22 protein-coding genes are annotated in these 26,037 nt (G+C 74.3%); 10 read left to right on the forward strand and 12 right to left on the reverse strand.

What is annotated here, in order from left to right:
- Positions 1 to 14 precede the first annotated feature (14 nt).
- The 4 genes from ACZ7MF_RS19930 to lnt form a co-directional block, all read right to left on the reverse strand.
- Positions 15 to 1,919, reverse strand: coding sequence for a helix-turn-helix domain-containing protein (locus ACZ7MF_RS19930; RefSeq protein WP_471478111.1), 1,905 nt, complete (start codon positions 1,917 to 1,919; stop codon positions 15 to 17).
- A gap of 56 nt (positions 1,920 to 1,975) precedes the next feature.
- Positions 1,976 to 2,776: a 3-hydroxybutyrate dehydrogenase gene (locus ACZ7MF_RS19935; protein WP_471478112.1), complete on the reverse strand. Its 801-nt coding sequence runs from the start codon at positions 2,774 to 2,776 to the stop codon at positions 1,976 to 1,978.
- A 54-nt stretch (positions 2,777 to 2,830) separates the two neighbouring features.
- Positions 2,831 to 3,310 (reverse strand): NUDIX hydrolase, encoded by a 480-nt coding sequence (locus ACZ7MF_RS19940; protein WP_109030470.1) that lies wholly within the window; start codon positions 3,308 to 3,310, stop codon positions 2,831 to 2,833.
- Positions 3,311 to 3,378: 68 nt separating this feature from the next.
- Positions 3,379 to 4,992, reverse strand: coding sequence for an apolipoprotein N-acyltransferase (gene lnt / locus ACZ7MF_RS19945; protein ID WP_471478113.1), 1,614 nt, complete (start codon positions 4,990 to 4,992; stop codon positions 3,379 to 3,381).
- Between the two features lie 300 nt (positions 4,993 to 5,292).
- Between lnt and ACZ7MF_RS19950 the strand changes: the two genes are divergently transcribed.
- Positions 5,293 to 6,297: an O-antigen ligase family protein gene (locus tag ACZ7MF_RS19950; protein ID WP_471478889.1), complete on the forward strand. Its 1,005-nt coding sequence runs from the start codon at positions 5,293 to 5,295 to the stop codon at positions 6,295 to 6,297.
- Positions 6,298 to 6,354: 57 nt separating this feature from the next.
- On the opposite strand, the gene ACZ7MF_RS19955 is transcribed toward ACZ7MF_RS19950, so the two are convergent.
- Both ACZ7MF_RS19955 and ACZ7MF_RS19960 read right to left on the reverse strand, forming a co-directional pair.
- Positions 6,355 to 6,897, reverse strand: coding sequence for a hypothetical protein (locus ACZ7MF_RS19955; RefSeq protein WP_271156658.1), 543 nt, complete (start codon positions 6,895 to 6,897; stop codon positions 6,355 to 6,357).
- 80 nt (positions 6,898 to 6,977) lie between these two features.
- Entirely contained in the window at positions 6,978 to 7,763 is a 786-nt protein-coding gene (locus ACZ7MF_RS19960; RefSeq protein WP_471478114.1) for a glutamate racemase, read from the reverse strand.
- Positions 7,764 to 7,847: 84 nt separating this feature from the next.
- On the opposite strand from ACZ7MF_RS19960, the gene ACZ7MF_RS19965 reads away from it, so the two are divergent.
- The gene (locus tag ACZ7MF_RS19965; RefSeq protein WP_471478115.1) at positions 7,848 to 9,056 is read left to right on the forward strand and encodes a glycosyltransferase; all 1,209 of its coding nucleotides are present in this window, start codon (positions 7,848 to 7,850) and stop codon (positions 9,054 to 9,056) included.
- A gap of 19 nt (positions 9,057 to 9,075) precedes the next feature.
- On the opposite strand, the gene ACZ7MF_RS19970 is transcribed toward ACZ7MF_RS19965, so the two are convergent.
- Positions 9,076 to 10,392: a TerD family protein gene (locus tag ACZ7MF_RS19970; RefSeq protein WP_471478116.1), complete on the reverse strand. Its 1,317-nt coding sequence runs from the start codon at positions 10,390 to 10,392 to the stop codon at positions 9,076 to 9,078.
- A 295-nt stretch (positions 10,393 to 10,687) separates the two neighbouring features.
- On the opposite strand from ACZ7MF_RS19970, the gene ACZ7MF_RS19975 reads away from it, so the two are divergent.
- The 4 genes from ACZ7MF_RS19975 to ACZ7MF_RS19990 all read left to right on the forward strand — a co-directional run bounded on the left by ACZ7MF_RS19975 (position 10,688) and on the right by ACZ7MF_RS19990 (position 15,376).
- A complete protein-coding gene (locus ACZ7MF_RS19975) occupies positions 10,688 to 11,131 on the forward strand; it encodes a DUF6643 family protein (protein ID WP_003977808.1) in 444 nt (147 codons plus the stop codon).
- 42 nt (positions 11,132 to 11,173) lie between these two features.
- Entirely contained in the window at positions 11,174 to 12,001 is an 828-nt protein-coding gene (locus ACZ7MF_RS19980) for an MOSC domain-containing protein (protein WP_471478117.1), read from the forward strand.
- Positions 12,002 to 12,220: 219 nt separating this feature from the next.
- Complete coding sequence (locus ACZ7MF_RS19985) at positions 12,221 to 12,829, forward strand: Rv1733c family protein (RefSeq protein WP_471478118.1); 609 nt, start codon at positions 12,221 to 12,223, stop codon at positions 12,827 to 12,829.
- A gap of 108 nt (positions 12,830 to 12,937) precedes the next feature.
- On the forward strand, positions 12,938 to 15,376 hold the full coding sequence (locus ACZ7MF_RS19990; RefSeq protein WP_471478119.1) for a right-handed parallel beta-helix repeat-containing protein: 2,439 nt from the start codon (positions 12,938 to 12,940) through the stop codon (positions 15,374 to 15,376).
- 43 nt (positions 15,377 to 15,419) lie between these two features.
- Here the strand turns inward: ACZ7MF_RS19990 and ACZ7MF_RS19995 are convergent, their stop codons facing one another.
- Positions 15,420 to 17,777, reverse strand: coding sequence for a hypothetical protein (locus tag ACZ7MF_RS19995; RefSeq protein ID WP_471478120.1), 2,358 nt, complete (start codon positions 17,775 to 17,777; stop codon positions 15,420 to 15,422).
- A gap of 256 nt (positions 17,778 to 18,033) precedes the next feature.
- On the opposite strand from ACZ7MF_RS19995, the gene ACZ7MF_RS20000 reads away from it, so the two are divergent.
- Positions 18,034 to 18,858, forward strand: coding sequence for a DeoR/GlpR family DNA-binding transcription regulator (locus tag ACZ7MF_RS20000; protein ID WP_471478121.1), 825 nt, complete (start codon positions 18,034 to 18,036; stop codon positions 18,856 to 18,858).
- 195 nt (positions 18,859 to 19,053) lie between these two features.
- Entirely contained in the window at positions 19,054 to 19,527 is a 474-nt protein-coding gene (locus ACZ7MF_RS20005; protein ID WP_471478122.1) for an SRPBCC family protein, read from the forward strand.
- A 40-nt stretch (positions 19,528 to 19,567) separates the two neighbouring features.
- On the opposite strand, the gene ACZ7MF_RS20010 is transcribed toward ACZ7MF_RS20005, so the two are convergent.
- Positions 19,568 to 20,692 carry a PLP-dependent cysteine synthase family protein gene (locus ACZ7MF_RS20010; RefSeq protein ID WP_471478123.1) on the reverse strand — a complete coding sequence of 375 codons (1,125 nt, stop codon included), beginning with the start codon at positions 20,690 to 20,692 and terminating at the stop codon, positions 19,568 to 19,570.
- Between the two features lie 278 nt (positions 20,693 to 20,970).
- Between ACZ7MF_RS20010 and ACZ7MF_RS20015 the strand changes: the two genes are divergently transcribed.
- Both ACZ7MF_RS20015 and ACZ7MF_RS20020 read left to right on the forward strand, forming a co-directional pair.
- The gene (locus tag ACZ7MF_RS20015; RefSeq protein WP_471478124.1) at positions 20,971 to 21,294 is read left to right on the forward strand and encodes a hypothetical protein; all 324 of its coding nucleotides are present in this window, start codon (positions 20,971 to 20,973) and stop codon (positions 21,292 to 21,294) included.
- A 185-nt stretch (positions 21,295 to 21,479) separates the two neighbouring features.
- Complete coding sequence (locus ACZ7MF_RS20020) at positions 21,480 to 22,028, forward strand: ATP-binding protein (RefSeq protein WP_471478125.1); 549 nt, start codon at positions 21,480 to 21,482, stop codon at positions 22,026 to 22,028.
- Positions 22,029 to 22,416: 388 nt separating this feature from the next.
- On the opposite strand, the gene ACZ7MF_RS20025 is transcribed toward ACZ7MF_RS20020, so the two are convergent.
- Genes ACZ7MF_RS20025 through ACZ7MF_RS20035 form a run of 3 tightly spaced genes read right to left on the reverse strand, consistent with a single transcriptional unit; the run spans position 22,417 to position 26,011 of the window.
- A complete protein-coding gene (locus ACZ7MF_RS20025) occupies positions 22,417 to 24,984 on the reverse strand; it encodes an ABC transporter permease (protein WP_471478126.1) in 2,568 nt (855 codons plus the stop codon).
- Positions 24,981 to 25,730 carry an ABC transporter ATP-binding protein gene (locus ACZ7MF_RS20030; protein WP_471478127.1) on the reverse strand — a complete coding sequence of 250 codons (750 nt, stop codon included), beginning with the start codon at positions 25,728 to 25,730 and terminating at the stop codon, positions 24,981 to 24,983. Before ACZ7MF_RS20030 ends, ACZ7MF_RS20025 begins: the two co-directional genes overlap by 4 nt.
- Positions 25,727 to 26,011 (reverse strand): SHOCT domain-containing protein, encoded by a 285-nt coding sequence (locus ACZ7MF_RS20035; RefSeq protein WP_356865775.1) that lies wholly within the window; start codon positions 26,009 to 26,011, stop codon positions 25,727 to 25,729. Before ACZ7MF_RS20035 ends, ACZ7MF_RS20030 begins: the two co-directional genes overlap by 4 nt.
- Between the last annotated feature and the right edge of the window lie 26 nt (positions 26,012 to 26,037).

The raw sequence follows: 26,037 nt of genomic DNA on the forward strand, positions 1-26,037 counted from the left end.
CGTGCGTGCGGGGGTCAGGGCCGTGCCGGTGCCGACAACCGGTGGAGCCTGAGGGCCAGTTGTATCTCCAGCACGCGGTCGGGGCTCTGCCAGTCGTCGCCCAGGAGCCGGCCGACGCGCTCCAGGCGCTGGGCAACGGTGTTCACATGGACGTGCAGGGCCTCCTTGGTGCGGGCCGGGCTCATTCCGCAGGCGAAGTACGCGTCGAGGGTGCGCACGAGTTCCGTGCCGCGCCGCGCGTCGTAGGCGACGACCTGACCGATGGTGCGCTCGACGAACCCGGGCACGTTCTGGTCGCCGGCCAGCAGCAGGCCCAGGAAGCCGAAGTCCTCGGCCGCCGCTCCGTCTCCGCCCCGGCCCAGCAGGCGCAGGGCGTCCAGACAGCGTCCGGCCTCGGTGTAGGCGGCGGCCACGGCTTCGGGACGGGCGGCGAGATCCCGCACGGGCGCGGAGGCGCCGACGGTGACGGCCTCGTGGACCGCGCGGCCCAGGTGCCGGGCGGTGCGTCGGGCCAGATCGCTGGCACTGTCGCCGTCCGTCAGCGGCAGCAGCAGTACGGTGCCGCCGTCCCGGGCGGCGGCCAGGCCGTGCCGGGTCGCGGCGAGGTGGGAGGCCGCGGCCCACAGGCGTCGGCGCGCGTCCGCCTCCTGGTCGGCGTCGGCCTCGGTGGCGTCGAGGCGGGCGGCCAGGACGACGTGGGCGGCGGACAGATCGGCGTGCAGCCGCCGGGCCCGGTCGTCCAGCAGGCGCGGATCGCGGTCGCGGGCGTCGAGCAGGTCGTCCAGGAGCTCGCCGCGGACCCGCTGTTCGGCCTCGGCGGCGGAGCGGCGGGCGAGCAGCAGCAGGGAGGTGACCATCGCGGCGCGTTCGAGGGTGAGCTGGTCGACGGGGTCGAGGCCGGGGTGGCCGCGCAGGACGAGGGCGCCGAACAGCTCGTCACCGGCGGCGACGGCGGCGATCCAGTCGTCCTTGTGCCGCACCACGTGTCCGTCGGCGCGGGACGCCTCCAGCGCGTACTCCGGTGCGGCGGCGGCCTCGGTGAACTCCACGGTGCCGTCCAGGACCTGCGAGACGGCGGCGGCGACGTCGTGCACCCCGCCGCCGCGCAGGACGAGCTCGGCGAGCCGGTCGTGGACGTCGGAGGCGCGCTCGATGACGCCGCTGCGGTCCTGGATGATCTCGTTGGCCCGCTCCAGGCCCGCGAGGGCCGAGCGGGTCTCGGCGAGCAGGTTGGCGGTGTCGATGGCGGCGGCCGCGAGGGCGGCGAAGGAGCCGAGCAGGGCGATCTGCTCGCGTTCGAAGACTCTGGCCCGCCGGTCCGCGGCGAAGAGCACGCCGATGACGTGGTGGCCGAGCATGAGGGGTACGCCGAGGATGGCGACCAGGCCCTCGTCGCGCACACCGGCGTCGATGGTGCCGGTGTGCTGGAAGCGGGCGTCCTTGAAGTAGTCGTCGGTGACGTAGGGGCGGGCGGTCTGGGCGACGAGGCCGCCGAGGCCCTCCCCCATGCCGAGCCGCAGTTGCTGGAAGCGGGCGGCGACCGAGCCCTCGGTGACCCGCATGTAGGTGTCGCCGCGGTCGGGGTCGTTGAGGCTGAGGTAGGTGACGTCGGTGCCGAGCAGGGAGCGGGCGCGCTGCACGATCGCGCGCAGTACCGCGTCCAGGTCCCGCAGTCCGGCGAGGTCGTGGGCGGTCTCGAACAGCGCGGAGAGCTCGGCCTCGCGCCTGCGCCGGCCCTCCAGCTCCGAGCGCACCCGCAGCGCGAGGTGCTTGGCCCGTTCGAGCGCGTCGGTCCGCTCGGCCGGTCCGCCCTCGGCGCGGGCGAGCAGCACCGGCTGCTCGTAGGCGTCGGCGGAGGCGCCGCGGGCCAGCAGCTCAAGGAACGGCGTCTCGGCGGACTGCGCATGATCGCGGGACATGCTCACAGGATTCCCCATCACCCGCCCCTCCCGGCAGCCCTGTGGAAAACCCCGGCTCAGTGCGCGGTCCAGCCGCCGTCCAGGACGAGTGAGGTGCCCGTGAGGGCGGCCGTGTACGGGCCGCACAGGTACGCCACCGCTTCGGCGACCTCGTCGGGTTCGATCAGCCGCCGCAGGGCGCTGTCCCGCAGCAGTACGTCGGAGAGCACCTGCTCCTCGGGGACCCCGTGGGCCCGGGCCTGGTCGGCGATCTGCCGCTCCACCAGCGGGGTGCGGACGTAGGCGGGGTTCACGCAGTTGGAGGTGACGCCGTGGGCGGCGCCTTCGAGGGCGGCGGTCTTGGACAGGCCCTCCAGCCCGTGCTTGGCGGACACGTAGGCGGCCTTGTAGGCGGAGGCCCGCAGGCCGTGGACGGAGGAGATGTTGACGATGCGGCCCCAGCCCTGCCCGTACATGTGGGGCAGGGCGCCGCGGATCAGCCGGAAGGGGGCCTCCAGCATCACGGTGAGCACGGTGTGGAAGACGTCCGGCGGGAACTCCTCCAGCGGTCGCACCAGTTGCAGCCCGGCGTTGTTGACGAGGACGTCGGTGCCGGCCGCGGCGCGTTCGGCGGCGTCCAGGTCGGTCAGGTCCAGGACCTGCGGCTCGACACTGCCCGCGAGGTCCCCACAGCTCCCGGCGAGCGCCTCGAGACCGGCGGCGTCCCGGTCGACCGCTCTGACCTCGGCGCCGGCCGCGGCCAGCCGCAGCGCGCAGGCACGGCCGATGCCGCCGGCGGCGCCGGTGACGAGGGCGGTGCGGCCGTGCAGGTCGAGCGAGGAGGCGTGGGGGGCCTGGAGGACGCTGGGCGAGGTCATGCCCCGACCCTAGGCAGCGTCCACCCCGTCCCCCATGTGGGCACGCCCCATACTTCAGAAGGAACCAGTGGGTTCGAACCATGTGGGGGCGTCGGACAGGGCCTGCTTGACCCTGGTCTGCCCGAACTCCTTGATGTCCGGCAGCGCGTCCACCGCGAACCAGCCCACCTCGAGCGACTCGTCGTCGTTGACCCGGGCCTCGCCGCCCACGGCCCGGCAGCGGAAGGTGATGTCCATGAACTGGCAGACGTCACCGTTGTCGTAGGTGACCGGCTTCAGCGCCTGCACGAGGACCAGCCGCTCGACGACGCACTGGACGGCGGTCTCCTCCTCGACCTCGCGCACGGCGCAGGCGGCGGGCTGCTCCCCCGGCTCCGGGATGCCTCCGATCAACGACCAGCGCCCGTTGTCGGACCGTCGGCCGAGCAGCACTCTGCCCTCGTCGTCGAAGACGACGGCGGTGACTCCGGGGAGCCACAGGAGCTGGTGTCCGGCCGAGGCGCGCAGGTCGCGGATGAAATCGGGAGTAGTCATGCGTCCGACCCTAACGGGGCGGCCGGACCGCTCCCGCCGCCGTCACGGGGCGTGCACCGGGCGTACGGCTACACGTCGCGGGCGCGTCGACCGCGCACACCGGCGCCGACGGCCCAGCCGAGTCCACCGGCGGCGACCAGCACCAGGGCGATCTCGGGTGCGATGCCGAACCGGGTGGCGGGCGTCTCGGAGGAGCGCAGGGGCACCTCCTGCACCAGGGAGTCGGCCACGAACATTCCGGTCTTCTGGGTGATCCGGCCGTCCGGCATGATGATCGCGCTGACGCCGCTGGTCACCGGGACGGTGACGGTCCGGCTGTGCTCGACCGCGCGGATCCGGGACATGGCGAGCTGCTGGTAGGTCATCTCACTGCGGTCGAAGGTCGCGTTGTTGCTGGGCACGGAGATCATCTGGGCGCCGTCGGTGACCTCGGAGCGCACGGCCCAGTCGAAGGCCGCCTCGTAGCAGGTCACCAGGCCCACCTTGGTGCCGGCCATGGTGAACACGCCGGGTTCGGTGCCGCGGCTGAAGTCCCGGCTGACCATGCTGGTCCAGGTGTCGTTGATCGCCCCGATGAGCGAGCGCAGCGGCAGGTACTCGCCGAAGGGCTGGATCTGCCGCTTGTCGTAGGTGTCGACGGGGCCCTTGTCCGGGTCCCACAGGATCTGCTCGTTGAGCAGCTTGCCGTCGCGTTCCACGACGCCGCCGACCGAGATGGGCGCGCCGATGGCCTTGGCGGCCCGGTCGATGACGAGGCGGGCGTCGGCGTTGGCGAAGGGGTCGATGTCCGAGGAGTTCTCCGGCCAGAGCACGAAGTCGGGGCGGGCCACCTTGCCCGCCTTCACCTCGTCGGCCAGGCGCAGTGTCTCGCGCGCGTGGTAGTCGAGTACGGCCCGGCGCTGGGCGTTGAAGCCGAGTCCGGCGCGCGGCACGTTGCCCTGGATCACGGCGACGGTCGCGGTGCCGTCCTCCGCCGTGTCACTGACCAGCGGCCTGGCGGCCACGGCACCCACCACGGGTACGGCCACGCCGAGGAGTGCCACGGCCGCGGCACCGCGTCGCACCTCGTCGCCGCGGCGGGCCCGGACGGCCAGGCGCACGGCCTCGTGGAGGGCGAAGCCGCACAGGACGACCGCGAAGCCGAGAACCGGTGTGCCGCCGACCGCGGCGAGCGGCAGGAACACGCCGTCCGCCTGCCCGAACGCGATTTTGCCCCAGGGGAAGCCCTCGAAGGGCACACGCGCGCGTGCCGCCTCTCCGGCGATCCACAGCGCCGCCGCCCACACCGGCCACCCCGGCAGCTTCGACACGGCGGCCACGCCGGCGCCGACGGCCGCCACGAAGAGCGCCTCGATCGCGGCCAGGGCGAGCCAGGGGCCGGGGCCGACCTCCACGCCGGTCCACACCAGCAGGGGCAGCAGGAAACCGAGGCCGAAGAGGTAACCGAGGCCGAGGCCCGCCTTCCAGCCGCGGCCGCGCAGCACCCAGCCGAAGACGGCGAAGGCGGGCAGCGCCAGCCACCACAGGGTGCGCGGCGGGAAGCTGATGTAGAGGAGCACTCCGGAGAGCGCCGCGGCGGCGGCCGGGAGGAGGCGCGCGAGCCGCGAGACGGCCCGGGAGGCGGGCGTGGTCTGCGGTTGCGTCCGGTCCGGCTCGCCGACGGTGGTTGCGGTGGCTGTCACCCCCCGGAGTGTACGGCGGGTGACCTGGCCGTGGACAGGACGGTCCGAGGACCTCGACGGGCCGTGGGCGACCCGTGCCGCATCGTTTCGCCACAACCGGGCGCCGACCGGTCCACAATCCGCCGACCAGCCGTTACGGTGTGGCCGAGCCCCGGTCGCCGGTCCGATACCGCCGGGCGGCGGGGGCCCGTCAGGTCGGGGGCGACGGGGGCGGGGGACACGGTGGGTTCGAGGGGGACGGCGTCTGCGGCCGGTGCGGTCGCGGACGGCGACAGACGCGGGGGCGTGGACACGGCGGGGATGGTGATCCTCGCCGCCTGCGCCTCCTGGTCGCTGATCACCGCGGCCGCGCGCGACGGGCGTCCCGAGGGGGTGCTGCTCGCGGTGCTGGCCGTGACCGCCGGTTACGCGGCGGGTCGGATCGGCGGGGCGCTGCTGCCCGTTGCCGCGCCCTGTGCCGTCGCACTGGCCGGGGTCGTCCTGGCGGTCGCCGTTCCGCACCTCGCGCCGGGGCCGCGGCTCACCGCACCGTTCGGGCACGCCGGTGCGACCGCCGCCCTGCTCGCGCTGTCGGCGGGCGCCGCGTGCTGCGGGGCGTGGGCGGGCGGGGTGCCGGCCGTGCGGGCGGCGCTACGGCTGCTGGCCGCCGGGATCGGGGTGATCGCGGCCCTACTGGGCTCGGTCGCCGGCTGTGTCGCCTGTGCGGTGGTGCTGCTGTGCTCGCTCGCCGCCGGCCGCATGCGCCGCCGCGGCGCGGGGATCGCCGGGCTGGGTCTCGGCGCGGGTCTGGTGACCGGCCTGAGCTGGGCGGTGCCGGGCGGCTTCGTGCCGGACGGGCTCGCCGCGTCCCTCGAGGGGCAGCTGACCTCCCATCGCGTCCGGCTGTGGTCCGACGCACTGGAGTTGCTGCGCGGGGACCCGGCCCTCGGCGTCGGTCCGGGACGGTTCGGGGCGTCGAGCCCGACGGCCGCGGGGTCACCGGTGCCGGACGGCCGCCCGCACTCCGCGGTGTGGCAGCAGGCGGCCGAACAGGGGCTGGTGGGGGTGGCACTGCTGGCCGCGGCCTTCTGCTGGGTGCTGTACGCGCTGTGGCGCTCCCCGCGCCCCACTCCGGTCGCCCTCACCGCGGGCGCGGCACTCACCGGGGTCGCGGCCATCGCGACCGTCGGCAACGCGCTGAGCTTCACCGCGGTCCCGCTCGGCGCGGGGCTCCTCGCGGGGCTGGCCACGGCCCGCCCCTTCGCGGAGGAATCACCGGCCCGGGGCACGGACGCCAGGCCGCGGAACGGCCGACTGCCCCGCTGAGACAGTGCGGCCCGGCGTCCCGTGCCGCGGGCTTCGGCGGGCCGGGTCCGCCCGGCCTCAGTGGGCCGGGCCCGGTGCCTTCGGGCGCAGACGGTCCTTGATGACCTGGACGGCCGCCTCCGCGTCGTCCACGGTGATCGTGAAGGTGTGGCCGTCCAGCAGGCGCAGGATCAGGCCCTCGCCGCGCCGTACGACGACGGCCGTGCCCATCTCCGGCCGCCACCGGTAGCCCCAGCCGCCCCAGTGGCGCGGGGTGACGTGCGGCGCGAACTCGGCGCCCGCGACGAGGGAGAGGGGGATGCGGCGGCGGGGCACGCCGATGTGGCCGCAGCGCACTTCGAGGCAGTCCTCGTCGACTCTCAGCGCGACGTGCACGAACGCGAGCGTGCCGAACAGGACCAGCAGCCCGGCCGCGATGCAGCCGACGACGGCCATGGCGAGCGGGGCGACGCCGGACTCCCAGGCCGATTCGACGGCCAGGGCGATGCCGAGCGCCATGCAGGCGGCGCCGATGAGCGCCAGGAACCACTGGACCCGGCTGGTGGCACGGCCGGTCCAGACATTGGGCTGTGGGACGGTCTCGCCGTGGCGATGCCTCATGGCTATGAGGTTACTCATGTTTCGCTGCGCGGGTACCTCGTCGCGCAGGGTGACTGGGCCGACCGGGCGGGGCGGACCCGTCAGCCGGCCGGGGTGACCGCGCGCAGGAGGCGGCCCTCGTCGTAGGCCAGCGCGGGCGCGGGCAGGGTGCCCTCACGTCCGCTCAGCAGCACCGTCAGGGTGCCCGTCGCCGGGGCGCCGGGGTCGGGGCGGGCGCCGATCCGGCGCAGCGCCTGGGCGGCCACGGCTCCGGCGGAGCCGTGCAGGACGAGCCGCGGGGCGCCGGGACGCTGCACGGCGGCGCGGATGCGTTCGGCGACCAGTTCGTAGTGGGTGCAGCCCAGGACGACGGTCGTCACGTCGTCGGGTGTGAGGGCGGCCGCGGCGGCGACGGCCTCGGTGATCGCGGTCTCCTCCGCGTGCTCGACGGCGTCGGCGAGTCCCGGGCACGGCACCTCGGTGACCGTCGCGTCTCCCGCGAAGTCCTCGATCAGGCCCCGCTGGTAGGGGCTGCCCGTGGTGGCCGGCGTCGCCCAGATCGCCACCGGACCGCCGCCGGCCGCGGCGGGCTTGATCGCCGGCACGGTGCCGATGACGGGCACCTCGGGCTCTAGCCGTGCGCGCAACGCGGGCAGCGCGTGCACCGTGGCGGTGTTGCAGCCGACGATCAGGGCGTCCGGACGGTGCGCCGCGGCGGCCTCGGCCACGGCGAGGGCGCGCCCGGTCAGGTCCTCGGGGGTGCGCGGGCCCCAGGGCATTCCGTCGGGGTCGAGGGAGAGGATGAGATCGGCGTCCGGTCGCAACCGCCGTACCGCGGCGGTGGCCGCCAGCAGACCGATTCCGGAGTCCATGAGCGCGATCTTCACCCGGCCACCATAGACGATGCGCCGCCACCGGCCGGTGCCGTGGGGCAGACTGCGCACGTGAGCGCCGATGCGTGGACTTCCGTCGTGACCGTCGTGACCTTGGTGTCAGCCCTCTCCCTCGCCGCCTGGCTGTGGCTGCTGTTCGCCCGGGGCTTCTTCTGGCGCACGGACGTCAGACTTCCGGCCCGGGAGGAGCCCGGCGTCTGGCCCCCGGTGTGCGTCGTCGTCCCCGCGCGCGACGAGGCGGCGGTGCTGTCGTCGAGCCTGCCGTCGCTGCTCGCCCAGGACTATCCGGGGCGGGCCGAGGTCTTCCTGATCGACGACGGCAGCACGGACGGCACCGGTGAGCTGGCGTGCGAGCTGGCGCGGCGGCACGAGGGGCTGCCGCTCACCGTGGCCTCCCCCGGGGAGCCGCCGGCCGGCTGGACGGGCAAGCTGTGGGCCGTGCGGCACGGCATCGGCCTGGCACGCGCGCGTGAGCCCGAGTACCTGCTGCTGACGGACGCCGACATCGCGCACGCTCCGGACAGTCTGCGCGCGTTGGTGTCCGCGGCCGGCACCGGGGGCTTCGACGTCGTCTCCCAGATGGCCCGGCTGCGGGTGGAGAGCGTCTGGGAGCGGCTCGTGGTCCCGGCCTTCGTCTACTTCTTCGCCCAGCTGTACCCGTTCCGGTGGATCGGTGGTGGCCGCGCCGGGAGCGGACGGAAGAAGGCGACGCGGACGGCGGCCGCCGCGGGCGGTTGCGTGCTGCTGCGGGCCGACGCCGCCGAGCGGGCGCGGATCCCGGACGCCATCCGGCACGCCGTCATCGACGACGTGGCCCTCGCCCGCGCGGTGAAGGGCGCCGGCGGCCGGGTCTGGCTGGGCCTGGCCGACCGGGTGGACAGCGTGCGCCCGTATCCGCGGCTGCACGACCTGTGGCGGATGGTCTCGCGCAGCGCCTACGCGCAACTGCGGCACAACCCCCTGGTGCTGGCGGGAACGGTGCTCGGCCTGGCCCTGGTGTACCTGGTGCCGCCCGCGGCGGTGCTCGTCGGCGCGGCGACGGGGCAGGGCGCGACGGCCGCCCTGGGGGCCGCCGCCTGGCTGGTGATGGCGGGGACGTTTCTGCCGATGCTGCGCTACTACCGGCAGCCCCTGTGGCTCGCGCCGCTGCTGCCGTTCACCGCGTTCCTCTATCTGCTGATGACGGTCGACTCGGCGGTGCAGCACTACCGGGGGCGCGGCGCGGCCTGGAAGGGCCGCACCTACGCCCGTCCGGACGCGGTGCCCGAGGAGGGCCGGGCGGGCTGAGCGCCTCCCCGGGGGCGGGTCATTTGCGGCCGGGGGTCCAGTTCATGCCCCAGCCGTAGGCGTGATCGACCGTCCGCTGCGGGCTCACCCCCCGGTCGGGCACCAGGTAGCGGGCCTCACGCTGGACGACGAGGTCGTTTCCGGTGTTGGTGATCAGCGCGAGGGCGCACACCGTCGAGGGCACCGTGCACTCGTCGAGCGAGAAGTCGACCGCGGCGCCGTACTGCGGCTGGAGGGTGACCGTGGCGTGCAGGTCGGCGAAGGAGCGGGCGCCCTCGTAGATGGTCACGAAGACGAGGATGCGCCGGAAGTACTGCCGGTGGTCGAGGCTGATGGTGAGGTTCTCGCCGGTCGACACGGCGCCGGTGCGGTCGTCGCCGTCGAGGTGGATGAACGGCGGCTGGTGCAGCGCCCCGAAGGCGTTGCCGAGCGCCTGGACGACGCCCTTGCTGCCGTCGCTCAGTTCGTACAGGCAGCACAGGTCGAGGTCGAGGTCGTCGTGCATGGCGACCGGGCGGCCGAGCTTGCGGGCCCAGCCCGAGAACTGCTTGCGCACCTGCCAGTTGAGGTTGACGCGCATGGCGCCGGAGGTGCCGCCCTGCTTGGTGAGCGAGACGGAGGGCGCGGCCTTGGTGAGCGTGACCTTGGTCAGCCGGACCGGCTCCGCGGCGGGCGCGGCCGGGGGCGGCGGGGGCGCGGCGGCCGGCCGTGCCGCGGGAGGAGCGGGCGGCGCGGGCGGCGCCGGCGGGGGCATCGTGGCCGCGGGGGCGGGCGGGGCCATCGGCGCCGGCTGGGCGGGCGGGGGCGGGGTGTGCTGCGGCTCGTCCACCGAGATGCCGTAGTCCGTGGCCAGGCCCTCGAGTCCGCTGTCGTAGCCCTGTCCGACGGCGCGGAACTTCCAGGCGCCCTGGCGGCGGTAGAACTCGCCGAGCACGAAGGCCGTCTCGACGCTGGCGCCCGGGTTGTCGAAGCGGGCCACGACGGCGTTCCGCGCGGTGTCGCGCACCTCGATGTACAGATCGGGGACCTGCCCGAACGCTCCGCCGTCCGAGGAGGCGGCGAGGAGCACCGTCTCGATCGCGGGCTCCACGCGCGTGAGGTCGACGAGCAGGCTGTCGGTCACCCGGCCGCCGACGTCCCGCTTACCCTCGTGGCGGACCGAACCGGAGGCGTGGGCCGGCTGGTTGTAGAAGACGAAGTCCGCGTCGGAACGGACCTTGCCGCCCACCAGCAGGAGGGCGGAGGCGTCCGCGTCGGGCACGCCGGGGCCGGATCGCCAGCCCAGTTCGACCCGCAGCGCCGTCGTCGGCACCGGGGTGTTCGATCCTTTCGACATTGACATGTCCGCCCCCATCACGTGTCACCGAGCCGGGTCGTGTCCCGGCGAATCGTCGAGTTCCTGACGCACAACCTATTCTCCGGGCCGCCCGCCCTTGAAGAACAGTCCGGCAGAAGCTTCGGTCAACCGCCGGTAACCCGTCCGGAACTCGGCCTTTACCGCAAAATCGCGTGGCGTGACGCCCTATTTTGCCAAGTTCGCTCGCATTGGGGATGCCCGGTCACTGCGGACACGGAAAACAACCCTCTTATCGGTCTCCCCAACCAGCACATCGTGGGCTTAACTTATGGCCATGACCTCCCCCCGCTCCACTTATGGCGGCGGCTACTACTCCGCCTCCTTCCCGGACACCCCGATCTACGACTCGCTCGTGGCCGAACGGGGCACACCGCAGATCGCCCCGATCCGGGTCCCCGCCGCGTACGACATGCCGAGCAGCAGCCATCTGCCCGCGCTGCCGTCCGCCCTGCCCGCCCTCCCGGCGGGCCCCTCGCAGCCCTCCTACGGATACCCGCAGCAGGCCCCGCAGCCCGCCCCGCTGCAGCAGGCGCCCGCCGCGTACATCCCGCACCAGGCGACCGCGCCTCGCGGCTACCCCGGCCCCCAGCAGCCGCAGCAGCCCCGCCCGGGCGCGCCCGGCCCCGCGGGGTACGAGGCGATGCGGCCCGCGGCTCCCCGGCCGGCGCCCGCGCCGTACCAGGACCCGTACAACCAGCAGCAGTACCGCGGCTACTGAGCCGTCCTCGGGGTTGTCGGTGCCACCTGGCACGATGACCTCATGGGGTACGCGCGACTGCAGTCGATCCACGTCCATCCGGTCAAGGCGTTCCGGAGCCTGTCGCTCCAGGAGGCCGTTGTGGAGCCCTGGGGGCCGGCCGGAGACCGACGCTGGATGCTGATCGACGACGGGGGAAAGGTCGTCACGCAACGCCGGCAGCCGCGCCTCGCCCTGGCCGCCGCCGAGCTTCTGCCCGGCGGCGGCGTACGGCTGTCCGCGCCCGGCATGGCACCGCTCTCGGTGCCGGTCCCGCGCGCGGTGGGCACCGTGACGGTGCAGATCTTCCGGGACAAGGTCGAGGCGCTCCCGGCCGAGGACGCGGCCGCGCACGCCTGGTGCAGCACGCTGCTCGGAGCCGACGTCCGGCTGGTGCACCTGGACGATCCCGCCACCCGCAGGCCCGTGGACCCGGCGTACGCGCTGCCGGGCGAGATGGTCTCCTTCGCGGACGGCTTTCCGCTGCTGCTGGCCGCCACCGCCTCGCTCGACGCCCTCAACTCCCTGATCGCGCGGGGCGAGCACGCGCACGAGGGTCCCCTGCCCATGGACCGCTTCCGGCCGAACCTGGTCGTCTCCGGCACCGAGCCCTGGGCCGAGGACCGCTGGTCCCGCGTCGCCGTCGGCGAGGTCCTCCTGCGGGTCGCCAAGCCGTGCGGGCGGTGCGTCGTGACGACCACCGACCAGGGCACCGCCGACCGCGGCGCAGAGCCCCTCCACAGCCTCGGCCGGCACCGTCGCGTCGACGGCAAGCTGGTCTTCGGGCAGAACCTGGTCCCGCTCGGCCCGGGCACGGTCCGGGTCGGTGACCCGGTGCGGATCGTCGAGTGAGGAGCCCGCGCTCGCCCGGACCGTGCCCGAGTTCCGGACAAACAGCCCGGTAACGGGAACCCGGTGCGGGGTCCGCGCGTTGGGGTTCATGAGAGGTTCATGAGAACCCGGCCGTGACGGGCCACCAAGCGGGACGGCGCGCCCCCCGCGGTCCGGTCCGCCCGGGATCCGCGTGAACGGCTCGACGGGGGTGGAGCGGAGCGGGAAGGGGGTCCGTGTGTGCGGGCGATCAGAGGTCTGTGGCGTTGGCGAGGCAATCCGCTGCGCCGCGGAAGCGACCTGGCCGAGGCCTGGGTGGCCCTGACGGCACTGCTGTTGATCCTGTCCGTGGCGCCCCTGATCGGCGTGCTCGTCGGCGGTGCGGCGCAGAACGCCCTGCAGCGGTCGGTGCGCGAGCAGCACGAGTCCCGGCACCGGGTGACGGCCACCGTGCTCCGTGCCCTGGAGCGTTCGCCCGTGGCCGTCGACCCGGAGGGTGCCTCCTCCGGCGAAGAGCTGCGCAGCCGTGTCCTCGCCGCCTGGACCGGGCCGGACGGCTCGCGGCACGAGGGCCCCGTCCTGGTGGGCATCGACCGCCCGGACGGCGGCGACCGGTTCGCGATGTGGACGGACGCGCGGGGCCGTGAGGTGGCCCGCCCGCTGGATGCCGAGACCGCCACCACCCACGCGGTGCTCGCCGGGACAGGCACCGCGGTGGCGGTGGCGGCCCTCGTGGAGGCCGCCCGGCGCACAGTGGTCTGGCGCCTGGTCCGCCGCCGGTACGCGCGCCTGGAGCAGGAGTGGGAGCGGGCGGGGCCGGACTGGGGCAGGACCGGCGCGGGCAGTTGACGGGCTTGTGCCTCCGGTCAACTCACCACCTGCGCGCACGCTACGGTGGACCGGCCGAACCGAATCGGCGACGACCCGCGTACGACGAGGTGGGGGCACAGCAACGCCATGGCACAGGGCACGGTCCAGGTGACGCACACCGGCACCTCGCGGTGGCGGCGCCGCACGGGTGAGTACGCATCGCTCGCCGCCGCCCTGGAGGCCGCGGCCGACGGTGACGTCCTCACCGTCGCCCCCGGGACCTACCGGGAGAACCTCGTCGTCCAGCGGGCGGTGACCCTGCGCGGACCCGAGGGCGCCCAGGGTTCGGTGCGCATCGCGCCGGCCGACGGTGTCCCGCTGACCGTGCGCGCCTCGGCGGTGATCCAGGACCTGCACGTCGAGGGCCAGGACGCGGCGGCGCCGGCGGTCCTGGTGGAGGACGGCACGCCCGAGCTGCTGGGCCTCAGGGTCGTCGCGCGTTCCGCCTCCGGGATAGAGGTGCGCGGCGGCGCGCGCCCCACGGTGCGGCGCTGCACCGTCGACAATCCGGCCGGTGTCGGCATCGCCGTCCTGGACGGCGGGGGCGGCGTGTTCGAGGAGTGCGAGGTCGTCGCGGCCGGGCAGGCGGGCGTCGCGGTGCGCTCCGGAGCCCATCCCCGGCTGGAGCGCTGCCGGGTGCACCACGCCGCGGGTTCGGGACTGACGGCGACGGGCGAGGGCTCCGCCCTGGAGGCCGTGGGCTGCGAGGTCTACGAGGTCCGCGGCAGCGGCGTGCAGGTGACCGCCCGGGCCACGGCCCACCTGACCGACTGCGACGTGCACCGCACCACCGGCGACGGTGTCACGCTGGACACGGACGCGGTGCTCACCCTCGCCGACTGCCGCATCCACGACATCCCGGAGAACGCGGTCGACCTCAGGTCCCGCTCGGTCCTCACCCTGACCCGCACCAGCGTCCGGCAGTTCGGGCGCAACGGCCTGTCGGTGTGGGACCCGGGCACGCGGGTGGACGCCAACCAGTGCGAGATCTTCGACAGCACCGGCGACTATCCGGCGGTCTGGGTCAGTGACGGTGCCACCGCGGTGCTCGACTCCTGCCGGGTGCACGACGTGCCGGACGCGCTGTTCGTCCTGGACCGCGGCTCGCGCGTGGACGTCGTCGACAGCGACCTCTCCCAGGTGCGCAACACCGCCGTGTCGGTGAGCGACGGCGCCACCGCGCAACTCGACGACTGCCGCATCCGGGACGCCGCCACCGGCGCCTGGTTCCGCGACCACGGCAGCGGCGGCACCCTGAACAACTGCACCCTGGACGGCAATCGCACCGGTGTGATCGTCACCAAGGGCGCCGACCCCACGATCGAGCGCTGCACCGTCGACTCCCCCTCCGAGGCGGGCGTCTACGTGTCGGCGGGCGGCCGCGGCAGCTTCCTGAACTGCCGGGTGACCGGCAGCGCCGGCTACGGCTTCCACGTGATCGACGGCTGCCGTACGACGCTGCGGAAGTGCCGCACGGAGCGGTGCGCGCGCGGCGGGTACGAGTTCGCGGACGGCGGCCCCGACTCGGCGTACGACTCCGGGCCGCTCGTCGAGGACTGCACCGGCGACGAGAGCACCGGCCTGACGGCGCCCGCCGCGCCCGAGCCGGTGGTGCAGACCGCGGCCCAGTCCCCCGGTCTGCTGGGCTCGATCCCCGGGCAGCGCACCACCGAGCAGGAGCCGCTGATCGCGGCCGCCGCCCCGCCGGAGCCCGCCCGGACCTCGAAGGCCGTCCTGGGCGAACTGGACGCCCTGGTGGGCCTGGACAGCGTCAAGCGCGAGGTACGGGCGCTGACCGACATGATCGAGGTGGGCCGGCGCCGGCAGCGGGCGGGCCTGAAGGCCGCGTCGGTCAAGCGGCACCTGGTCTTCACCGGCTCCCCGGGCACCGGCAAGACGACGGTCGCCCGGCTGTACGGCGAGATCCTCGCCTCACTCGGGGTGCTGGACAAGGGCCACCTGGTCGAGGTGTCCCGGGTGGACCTGGTGGGCGAGCACATCGGGTCCACGGCGATCCGCACCCAGGAGGCGTTCCAGCGGGCGCACGGCGGCGTGCTGTTCATCGACGAGGCGTATGCGCTCTCCCCCGAGGACGCGGGCCGGGACTTCGGCAAGGAGGCCATCGACACGCTGGTCAAGCTGATGGAGGACCAGCGGGAGTCGGTCGTCGTGATCGTCGCGGGGTACACGGCGGAGATGGAGCGCTTCCTGTCGGTCAACCCCGGCGTGGCGTCCCGCTTCTCACGCACCATCACCTTCGGCGACTACGGCCCCGGGGAGCTGCTGCGGATCGTGGAGCAGCAGGCCGACGAGCACGAGTACCGGCTGGCGCCGGGCACGTCCGAGGCGCTGACGAAGTACTTCACGGAGATCCCCAAGGGCCCCGCCTTCGGCAACGGGCGCACCGCCCGCCAGACCTTCGAGGCGATGGTGGAGCGGCACGCGAGCCGGGTCGCCCAGCTGGCCGACCCCAGCACGGACGACCTGACGCTGCTGTACCCCGACGACCTGCCCGGGCTGCCGTAGCGGAGCCGGGGCGGGACGCCGGGCACTAGCGGTTCCCCGCGTACTAGCAGTCCCCCGCCGTGTCGTCGGCCGCCGGGACGGTGACGGCGGCACCCTCGGTGTGACGCGGTGCCGGCAGCTCCGGGCGCAACCGGGCCAGCAGCCGTCCGCGTTCTTCGGCGAAGACCGGGTCGGCCTGGTAGTCGGAGTGGCCGAGGATCGGCGCCGGCAGCGGATGGAGTTCGGTCCGGCCGTACGTCAGCGGGTCCCTGAGAGGTGCGCGGTCCACCGCGGGGCCCGCGTCGCCCGGCAGCCGCATCGGGCCGCCGATGGGGTCGGTGCGCCGGTAGAGGTTGCGCCAGCAGTCGACCTCCTCGTGCAGCGAGGCGAGCGCGTCGGGACCGAAGTGGGCGGGGAACCAGCGGCCGTACAGCCGCTCCAGCGGGGAGCCGTAGGTGAGCAGGGCGACGCGCCCGCGGGCGGACGGTTCGAGTTGCCAGGACGCGGCGGCGGCGAGGACGCTGCCCTGCGAGTGCCCGGAGATGACCAGCCGGCCGCCGGTGGCGCGGGTCCAGGTGGCCATCCGCCAGGTCAGGTCGGGCACCGCGCGCTCGGCGTAGCAGGGCGGTGCGAAGGGGTGCGCGGCGCGTGGCCAGAAGGTGCCGACGTCCCACAGGATGCCGATGGTGCGCCGCGCGGAGGCGTCCTTGTAGGCGCGCCTGCCCCAGGTGACGAACAGTATGAAGCCGAGGCCGATCAGCCAGGAGCCCAGGTCCTCGGCGGTCTGCGCGGCCCCCTGGACGACGGCGTACGTGCCGCGTGCGGCCTCGCCGGGTACCCGGTCGGTCGTCAGGGCGCCCACCAGGGCTCCGGCGCCGAGGAGCAGGGTGGCGGCGGAGGTGATGGCGACGAGGAGGGGCGCCCGGTCGGTGAGGGTGGCCATGGCGCGGCTGAGGGCGATGCGCCGGGTGCGCCCCGGGTCTCCGGCCTCCCCCGGGTGGTCGCCTTCCACGGTGTCCCGTTCCGCGCGGGCGAGGCGCAGGGTGTGCAGGGCGAGCGCGGCGCACATCAGCAGGACGACGACGAGCAGCGGCGGGATGACGGACGCCTGCCAGGTCAGCAGGACGGGCGGGCCGTCGAGGGAGGTGCCGGTGCCGTCCATCCAGTCGGAGACGCGCTGGGCGACGCCGCCGGACATCACGCCGCCCAGCGCGCAGGCCAGCATGGCGACGGCGGGGCCGCCGAGGCCGCGGATCGCGGCGCGGGCGTCGGGGCGGCTGCGGTGGAGCAGGTGGGCGACCACGGCCAGGGCGACGACCAGCAGCCCCTGTACCAGGGCGATGCCGCCGAAGGCGGTGTTCCCGGACAGTCGGCCGCCCGAGGTCCAGTCCGGGCGGGCCCAGCCGCCGTAGAGCAGGGCGAGGACGAACAGGAGGAGGGCGGCGAGCGGCAGGCGGCGGACGAGGTGCTCGTCGAGTGTCCGGTCGATGAGCCGCTCGCTGCGGCCGCGGCGGCACACCACCGCGACCACGGCGACCGCCGCCGCGGCCATGGCCCCCAGCAGCGCCCATCCGAGCGTGTCGAGCAGCGCGGGCCCGCCCGGCCGGCGGTCGAAGCGGGCCGCCGGGACGGCCACCCCCACGGCGACGGTCAGCAGACCCGCGGTGGTGTGCGCCGCGCGCAGCCGGGCCACCAGGCGGCGCCCGTACCAGAACCCGGGGCGGCCCAGCGCGGCGCGGCGGGGATCGTCCTCGGGGTCGGCCTCGCGGTCCATCGGCTGCTGGGACTCGTACGCCCGCCAGGTGCGCAGCGAGAGGTACCACAGCAGCCCGGTCAGGGCGGCCGGTACCGCGGCCGCGAGGGCGAGCCTGCGGCCGGGCGTGCTCCACCAGCCGCCGTCCGAGAGGGCGGGTGACAGGAAGCCCAGCCAGGAGTGCCGCTCGGCGCACGCGCGGGTGCCCGCGCACTGCCAGGCCACGAGGTCGAGGGCGACCTCGCAGGCGGCGGCGACCAAAAGCACCGTCAGGGTCAGGGCCGCGAGCCGCAGCAGCAGTCCGTAGAGGCGGACCGTGCGGATCCGGTCCTGGGCGGCGGGCCGCATCCAGTGGGCGATGTTGACCACCATGAAGGGCAGGAGCAGCAGCCACAGGGCGCGGGTGCCGTTGCCGGAGGTCAGGTTGCACCAGACGTAGGCCTCGGGGACCGGCCGGCCCCGGTAGTCCTCGGGCCGGGACTCGGCGTCGGCGTCCTCGGTGCGGCGGAAGACGGCCGCGACGTGGTCGCCGGTGATCCGCACGGTCCGCGGGTCGTCCAGCATCTCGGCGGGTGTCGTGCCGCCCACTCCGTGGACCAGGAGTTCCAGGGCGGTGCCGCTTCTCGCGTCGGGCCCGCCCGTCCCGGCCCGTTCCTGCGCCTTCTTCACTGTCCGCACTCCCCCGTGACGTGCCGTCGGCTCTGTCCGTGCGGGCACAAGGATCTCCCGTCCGCGGACGTCGTACACCCCTCGGCACGGAATCTCCCCGATCCGTGTGGCCGGTGGTGCCCGGGCGGGCGGTGGCGCGGGCCGTGGCGGGGCGTGCGAGGATGGGACATCCGCGCACGGGTGCGGGGAGAAGTCCTCATCAGAGCGAGTGCGGCGGCGTGTCGGACGGTTTTGCGGCGAAAGGACCGGGGCGTACGTGAGTGAGAATCCGAACCTCCTCGCGGAGCAGCGGCGCGCCCTGATCCTCGACGAGGTGCGCCGCCGGGGCGGGGTCCGCGTCAACGAGCTGACCCGCAAGCTCGGCGTGTCGGACATGACGGTCCGCCGCGACCTGGACGCGCTGTCGCGGCAGGGCGTGCTGGAGAAGGTGCACGGCGGCGCGGTCCCAGTGGCCGAGGCGAGCACGCACGAGCCGGGGTTCGAGGCCAAGTCGGGGCTGGAGCCGACCGCCAAGGAGGACATCGCGCGGGCCGCGGCGGAGCTGGTCGCGCCGGGTGCCGCGATCGCCCTGTCGGGCGGCACGACGACGTACGCGCTGGCACACCGGCTGGTGGACGTGCCGGATCTGACGGTGGTGACCAACTCGGTGCGGGTGGCCGACGTGTTCCACGTGGCGCAGCGTACTTCGGGGGCGCGGCAGGGCGGGGCGACGGTGGTCCTCACCGGCGGTGTGCGCACGCCCTCCGACTCGCTGGTGGGCCCGGTCGCCGACCAGGCGATCGCGACGCTCCACTTCGACGTGCTGTTCCTGGGCGTGCACGGGATATCGGCCGAGGCCGGCCTGTCCACGCCGAACCTCGCGGAGGCCGAGACGAACCGGCGGCTCGTGCAGTCGGCACGGCGTGTCGTGGTGGTCGCGGACCACACCAAGTGGGGTGTCGTGGGCCTGAGTTCGTTCGCCGCGCTGGAGCAGGTGGACACGCTCGTCACCGACTCCGGCCTGTCGGCGGATGCCCGGCGGGAGGTCGCCGAGCACCTCGGGCTGGTCGTGGCGGGCGAGCCGGAGCCCGAGACCGACTGACCTCGCGTCGGCGTCGGCCGCGCACGGGAGCCCCTGTTGCACAAACCCCTGCCGCACAAACCCCTGCCGTGCGAGGCGCCGCGCATGCCCGCCGTGGGGCGCCCGCCCCGCTGACACCCGGCGTGCCCGGGTCTATCGTGGCGCCACCCAGCCGATCGTCCGCCGCGCGCGGCTTCGCCCCAGGGGGTGGTGTCCATGGCTCGCCGTCTGCGTCCGGTGGGTCTCGACTTCGTCGAGACGGCGCCGGTGCGCCTGGTCTTCGCGCGGGAGGTCGCCGCCGCTCCGGACGCCGTCTTCCGCGCCCTGGCCGAGGACGTGCCCGGCTGGACCGCGTGGTTCTCGGCGGTGACGTTCGCCCGGCCCATCGGTGAGGGCGCGGGGCGCGAGATCCGGCTCAGGGGCGGTGCGCGCTTCGTGGAGACGGTGCTGGCGGCCGAGCGGTCCGAGGTGTACGCCTACCGCGTCGACGTCACCAACGTGCCGGGCGCCCGGGCCATGCTCGAGGAGTGGCGCCTGACGCCGGCCGGGACCGGGACACGGGTGCGCTGGACGTTCGCGGCGGACGGTACGGCGCCGTTCCGTTTCGTGCTCGACCAGGCGCGTCCGGGGCTCGGGCGGGCGTTCCGAAGCGCGGTCACGTCGCTGGACCGGCGGCTGCGGCGGCCGTAGCCGCGCGACCGGCGACCGGCGACCGGCGACCGGCGACCGCTCAGTCGAGCAGGCTGCCGGTGCGCAGCAGGGACTCGATCGCCGCCGTGTACGGCTCGATGTCGAGGCCCTGGTCGGCGAGCCAGGCGTCGGAGTAGTACTTGTCGAGGTACCGGTCCCCCGGATCGCACAGCAGTGTCACGACGCTGCCCCGCTCCCCCGAGGCCACCATCTCGGCGACGATCTTCAGTGCGCTCCACAGCCCGGTGCCCGTGGAGCCGCCCGCCTTGCGGCCGATCGCCCGCTCGAGGGAGCGTACGGCCGCGACGCTCGCCGCGTCCGGCACCTTCATCATGCGGTCGATCGCGCCGGGTACGAAGCTCGGTTCCATCCGGGGCCGGCCGATGCCCTCGATGCGGGAGCCGCGGTCGCAGGCCACGTCGGGATCGCCGGTGGTCCAGCCCTCGAAGAAGCAGGAGTTGTCCGGGTCTGCGACGCAGACGCGGGTGTCGTACTGCATGTAGTGGACGTAGCGGGCGAGGGTCGCCGAGGTGCCGCCGGTGCCGGCCGTGGCGACGATCCAGGACGGCTCGGGATACCGTTCCAGCCGCAGCTGACGGAAGATCGACTCGGCGATGTTGTTGTTGCCGCGCCAGTCGGTGGCGCGTTCGGCGTAGGTGAACTGGTCCATGTAGTGGCCGCCGGTCTCCGCCGCGAGGCGGGCCGACTCCTCGTACATCCGCCGGGAGTCGTCCACGAAGTGGCACCGTCCGCCGTGGAACTCGATCAGCCGGATCTTCTCGGTGCTCGTCGTCCGGGGCATGACGGCGATGAAGGGGACGCCGATCAGGCTCGCGAAGTAGGCCTCGGAGACGGCCGTCGAGCCGCTGGACGCCTCGATCACCGGGCGGTCCGGCCGGATCCAGCCGTTGCACAGGCCGTACAGGAACAGGGAGCGGGCGAGCCGGTGTTTGAGGCTGCCGGTCGGGTGGGTCGACTCGTCCTTCAGATACAGGTCGATGCCCCAGTGTTCCGGGAGCGGGAACAGGAGCAGGTGGGTGTCGGCCGAGCGGTTGGCGTCGGCCTGGACCTTGCGGACGGCCTCTTTCAGCCAGGCACGGTAGGCGGCGTCGCTGTGGTCGACGTCGCGGGTGGTGCCGGTGCCGGTCTGTCGGTCAGTGCTCACTTCGGGGCTCCTTAGGCCGCGCGCCGACGGCGGACAGCGCGGCCGACACCTGGATCATAAACACCTTGCACACGCTTCTCACCTGCATAAACGCACCTTTGGGGGCCTCAAAGGCACCCCTGGGGTGCGGGGGTCGACGCGGCGGGGGCGCGACGGGGGGGCGCATTCACGCGAGTGCTCCGGTCGCCTCCGGAAAGGACCGGCGCGTACTGGTGCTCGGAGCGTGCTGCGGGCAGACTGCCAGCGGCGGAACCGACGCGCGCGAGGGGGCGACGGCCATGACGGAGCCGGAGTTCAGGGCCACGGGGGTGCGGATCGGCAAGCGGCTGCGTTCACTCACCCGGGCCGGGACAGTCCGGATCAGCGGTGGCCGCGTGGAGTTGCTGACCAGCTACGGCAGTGAGATAGACAGCGCGCCGGTGCAGGCGGTGCGCGCCTCCCGCCCGTGGTTCGCCCCGCAGGACCGGGCGCTGGCCGACCTCGACGGGAAGCGGTACCTGCTGACTCTCGGCGAGCGTGACCCGGCCCCCGGGGAGCCGGGGCCTCCCGCGGCCCGCCGCTTCATCGAGGCGGTGCGCAGGGCGGCCGGACGCCACGCCTGAGAGATGTCCGTAACTTGCGGTGCCTCACCCCTTGCGTCACGCTGGTCTCACGTCACTCTGGGTTTACCGGCGATAACGCTGCGAACCAGCCCGCCGGCCATGACAGCGGGCGACGTGCGCCACGTGCGGCTCGCTGGATCCGAACTCCGTGTTCTTCCGGACCTCTATGTCGGGGAGTCGCAGCCGTGATCACTCACCCAAGCAGACACTGCACGGTGGAGCTCCAAGCCCTGCCGTCGCGGATCGGCCAGGTCCGCAGAATCGTATCTGCGCAATTGCGCTACTGGCATATGGATCTCCTGATCGACCGTGCGGTGCTCGGCGTGACGGAGTTGCTGACCAACGTCCATCTGCATGCGCGGCCCGACAAGACGTGCACCGTGGAGATAGAACTGCTCCTGGACCGGCTCACGGTCTCGGTGCGCGACCACGATGCGCGACTGCCCGTCGTGGACGACGCCGAGCCCCTTGCCACGTGCGGGCGCGGGCTCGCCATGGTGGCCGCGATGAGCGAGAGCTGGGGCGCCCGGCCGGACGGTGAGTCCGGCAAGGTCGTCTGGTTCACGCTCCCGACGGCCGTGACCGCCACGCCGGTCACCGCGCCACCCGTGTCGGCCCGCCCGCCGCGCCGTCTGGTCGAGGAGGTGCCGGCCGCCGCGTTCGCCGAGGTCGAGCACGCGGTCGACCTCGGCAGCCCCCAACCCGCTCCCGCCCGGTCGGCCGTTGCCGGCTGACCGGGCGGTGACCGTCCGCTGCCGCGGGCCGTGCGTCACGGTTCCGGCGACGCCCGGAACGCGGGTTTGCGTCTCCGGCGGTTGACGACCGGCGGGGTCGGTAAGGGCCCTGACGGCGCGTCGGCCGTCCGGAAGGACGCGGTACGGGGGCTAGCAGTGGCCCGCGGCCGCAAGCGGCGGCGGGCCCGGTCGAGATGGACGCATCCCCTCTTGCTGAGCCCGCCTTGTCGGCCAGTGAGCGGCCGGCGCGGGACTGGGGTCCGTCGGCGTCCGGCGTGGTCCTGCTCACGGCCCGGCTCCCCGCGCCGGTGCGGCACTCGCCGTGAGGTGAAGGGCGGGTGCCGCACCGGCGGCGGGGTTCGCCGGGGGGTCAACGGACCGGCGCGGGCTACTCCGTGGCGACGGCGCGCAGTACGTCCAGGCGGGATGCCCGCCGGGCCGGGCGCAGGCCCGCCAGGGCACCGGCCGCGAGACCGACCAGGGCCACCACCGCGAGCTGCGCGGGCGGCACGGCGAAGGCGAAGGCGCTGTCCGAGGCACCGTCGGAGGCCGCCACCAGGACCCAGCCGAGGAAGGCGCCGAGGCCGAGCCCGCCGACCGTGCCGAAGGCGGCGACCAGGACGGACTCCCAGCGGACCATGGCCCGCAGCTGGGCCCGGGTCTGCCCGACGGCGCGCAGCAGGCCGAGTTCGCGGGTGCGCTCGTGGACCGCCAGGGTGAGGGTGTTGGCGATGCCGAGCAGGGCGATGAGCACCGCGAGGGCGAGCAGCGCGTAGACGAGGGTCAGCATCATGTCGATGCCGCCCGCCGAGGACTCGGCGTACTCGTCACGGGTCTGCACCTCAGGGTTGCCGTACTGGCCGGCGACCTTCTCGACCGCTGTCTTGCCCGCCTCCGCGCTCACGCCGTCCTTGAAGGCGACGGCGACCAGGGTGTCGGAGTCCTGGGTGCGGTGCGGGGCCCAGGCCGCGCGGGTGATGACGTAGTCGCCGGCGAGTTCGGACTGTCCGTAGACCGCGCGGACGGTGAAGGTCCCGCTGCGTCCGTCGGTGAAGGTGAGGCGCGTGGTGTCACCGGTGGTCAGTCCCTGCTTGTCCGCCTCGCTCCCGGTGACCGCGATGCCGTCGGTGCCGAGGTCGTCCAGTGAGCCGTGGACGGTGCCCAGGTCGAAGGTGCGGTTCAGGGCGACCGGGTCGGTGACGGTCAACGCCCGTCCCTCGCCGTCCACTTCCGCGACGCCCCGGCCCAGGCCGACGGCGGTGTCCACCTCGGGCAGCTTCTGGACCGCGCCGGCCAGTCGCGGGCTGAGGCCGCTGCCGCCCGCGCCGAAGGACGGCGCGCTGACGGCGACGTCGCCCGCGAAGGACCGGGAGACGGTCTGGTCCATGGTCGCCTTGAGCGAGGCGCCGAAGACCGTGAACAGCGACACGACCGCCACACCGATCATCAGCGCCCCGGCGGTGGCCGCCGTGCGCTTGGGGCTGCGCAGGGCGTTGCGCCGGGCGAGGACGCCGGTGACGCCGCGCAGCCGGTCCAGCGGGGCTCCGAGGACGCGTACGGCGGTGGCGGAGGCGACCGGGCCGAGCACCACGAAGGAGGCCAGGGCGAGGACGGCGCCCAGTCCCGCCAGCCACACCGACGGCGAGAGCAGGACGCCGACGAGTGTGACCGCGAGGGCGAGCGCGAGCAGCGCCGTGCCGGTGACCGCCCGCGCGCGGGAGGCGCCGGAGGTGTCGACGGCCGTCTCGCGCAGCGCGGCCAGGGGTGCGGTGCGGCCGGCCCGGGCCGCGGGCAGCAGGGCGGAGCAGAGGCAGACCACGACGCCGACGGCGAGCGGGAGCAGCAGCGACAGCGCGCTGATCACCAGGGCGCCCTCGGGGAACGGGAAGCCGATCGCCGGGAAGAGGGCCTGGAGTCCGGCCGCGATGCCGATGCCGCCCGCGAGCCCGGCGGCGGACGCGGTCACGGCCACGACGGCCGCCTCGACGAGGGTGGCGGCGGTGACCTGGCGGCGGGAGGCGCCGAGGGCGCGCAGCAGGGCGTTCTCGCGGGTGCGCTGGGCGACCACGATGGCGAAGGTGTTGTGGATCGAGAAGGTCGCGACCAGCAGGGCGATGCCGGAGAAGACGAGCAGGAAGGTCGTGAAGAGGCTCAGGAACTGGCTGGAGATCATGTCGGTGTTCTCCGCCGCCGACTCCTGCCCCGTGATGGCCTCGACGCCGTCGGGCAGTACGGGGGTGAGCCGGTCGGCGAGTTCCTGCTGGCCGACGCCCGGCCCGGCCCGCACCTGGATGCTCGCCGCCTCGCCGGGCCGTGCCGTGAGGTACTTCTCGGCGTCGGCCCGGGTCATGCCGGTGAAGGTCACCTGGGCCATGCCGTCCTCGCCGCCGAAGGTGGCGAGACCGACGATCGTGACCCGGACGGGGTCGGGGGTGCGCAGGGTGGTGGTGTCGCCGATCGCCAGGCCGCCCTTCTCGGCGGCGCCGCGGTTGACGACGACCTCGCCGGACTGCTGCGGGGCGCGGCCCTCGGCGAGGCGGTACGGGTTCAGCTCGGTGTCGGTGATCCAGTTGCCGGCCAGGGTGGGCGGGCCCTGGCCGCCGATCGGGTCGCCGTTCGCGCCGACGAGCTGGCCCGCGCCCTGGATGCTGGGCGCGGCCGCCGCGACGCCGGGCACCCGCTCGACGGTCCGCACCAGGTCGGTGCCGACCGGCTGCCGTACGCCCTGGCTCTCGCCCGGTGTGGTGATGGCGTCGGCGCTGCGCACCACGGCGTCGGTGCCGCCGGCGGCGTTGCCGAACATGGTGTCGAAGCTCGCGCGGAGCGTGTCGCCCATGACCAGGGTGCCGGCCAGGAAGGCGACGCCGAGGACCACGGCGAGGAACGTCCCGGCGAAGCGGCGCTTGTGGGCCCTGAGCGACGAGACGCTCAGCCGGACGGGGACGGAGGCGTTCATGACGGCACCTCGAAGGCTTTCATCCGGTCCAGGACCTTGTCGGCGGTCGGCGCGTCCATGCGGTCGACCAGGCGTCCGTCGGCGAGGAAGACGACCTCGTCCGCGTGCGCGGCGGCGACGGGGTCGTGGGTGACCATGACGACCGTGCGGCCGGTCTGCCGGACGGTGCGGCCGAGCAGGCCCAGCACCTCGCCGCCGGAGCGGGAGTCGAGGTTGCCGGTGGGCTCGTCGGCGAAGACCACGTCCGGCTGTCCGGCGAAGGCGCGGGCCACGGCGACGCGCTGCTGCTGTCCGCCGGAGAGTTCGGCGGGCCGGTGGTGGAGGCGGTCGCGCAGTCCGACGACGTCGGTCAGCGCGTCGACCCATTCGGTGTCGCCCCGGCGGCCGGCGAGGTCGAGGGGGAGGGTGATGTTCTCGGCGACGGTCAGCGTGGGCACCAGGTTGAAGGCCTGGAACACGAAGCCGACGCGGTCGCGGCGCAGCAGGGTGAGCCGGCGGTCGTCGAGGGTGCTCAGGTCGGTGTCGCCGATGCGGGCGGTGCCCGAGGTGAGCGTGTCGAGGCCCGCGGCGCAGTGCATGAGGGTGGACTTGCCGGAACCGGAGGGCCCCATGATGGCGGTGAAGCGGCCGGCCGGGAAGTCGACGCTGACGCCGTCGAGGGCGCGTACGGCGGTGTCGCCACCGCCGTACACCTTCACGGCGTCCACGACCCGGGCGGCGGCCCGGGTGACGGTCGTCGTGGTCATGCCGCACCGCCCTTGCCGGTCCGGCCGAACTGCTCGTCCAGCACGGACAGCCGGCGCCAGTACTCGTCCTCGTCGATCTCGCCGGAGGCGAAGCGGTGGCCGAGCACGGTGATGGGCGAGTTGTCCTCGACGGTCCTCGGCCGCCCGGGTCCGCGGCGCCCGCGCCACACCGTGCGGCGCAGCAGGGTGATGCCGCCGCCGATGACCAGCGCCCAGATCAACGGGAAGAGCAGGATCCACGGGCCGGGCCCGCCGTCGCCGAACTGTGCCAGGGTCTCCATGTCGTCCAACTCCTCGGTCGCGATGT

This window comes from Streptomyces sp. NPDC111628 (assembly GCF_055635195.1).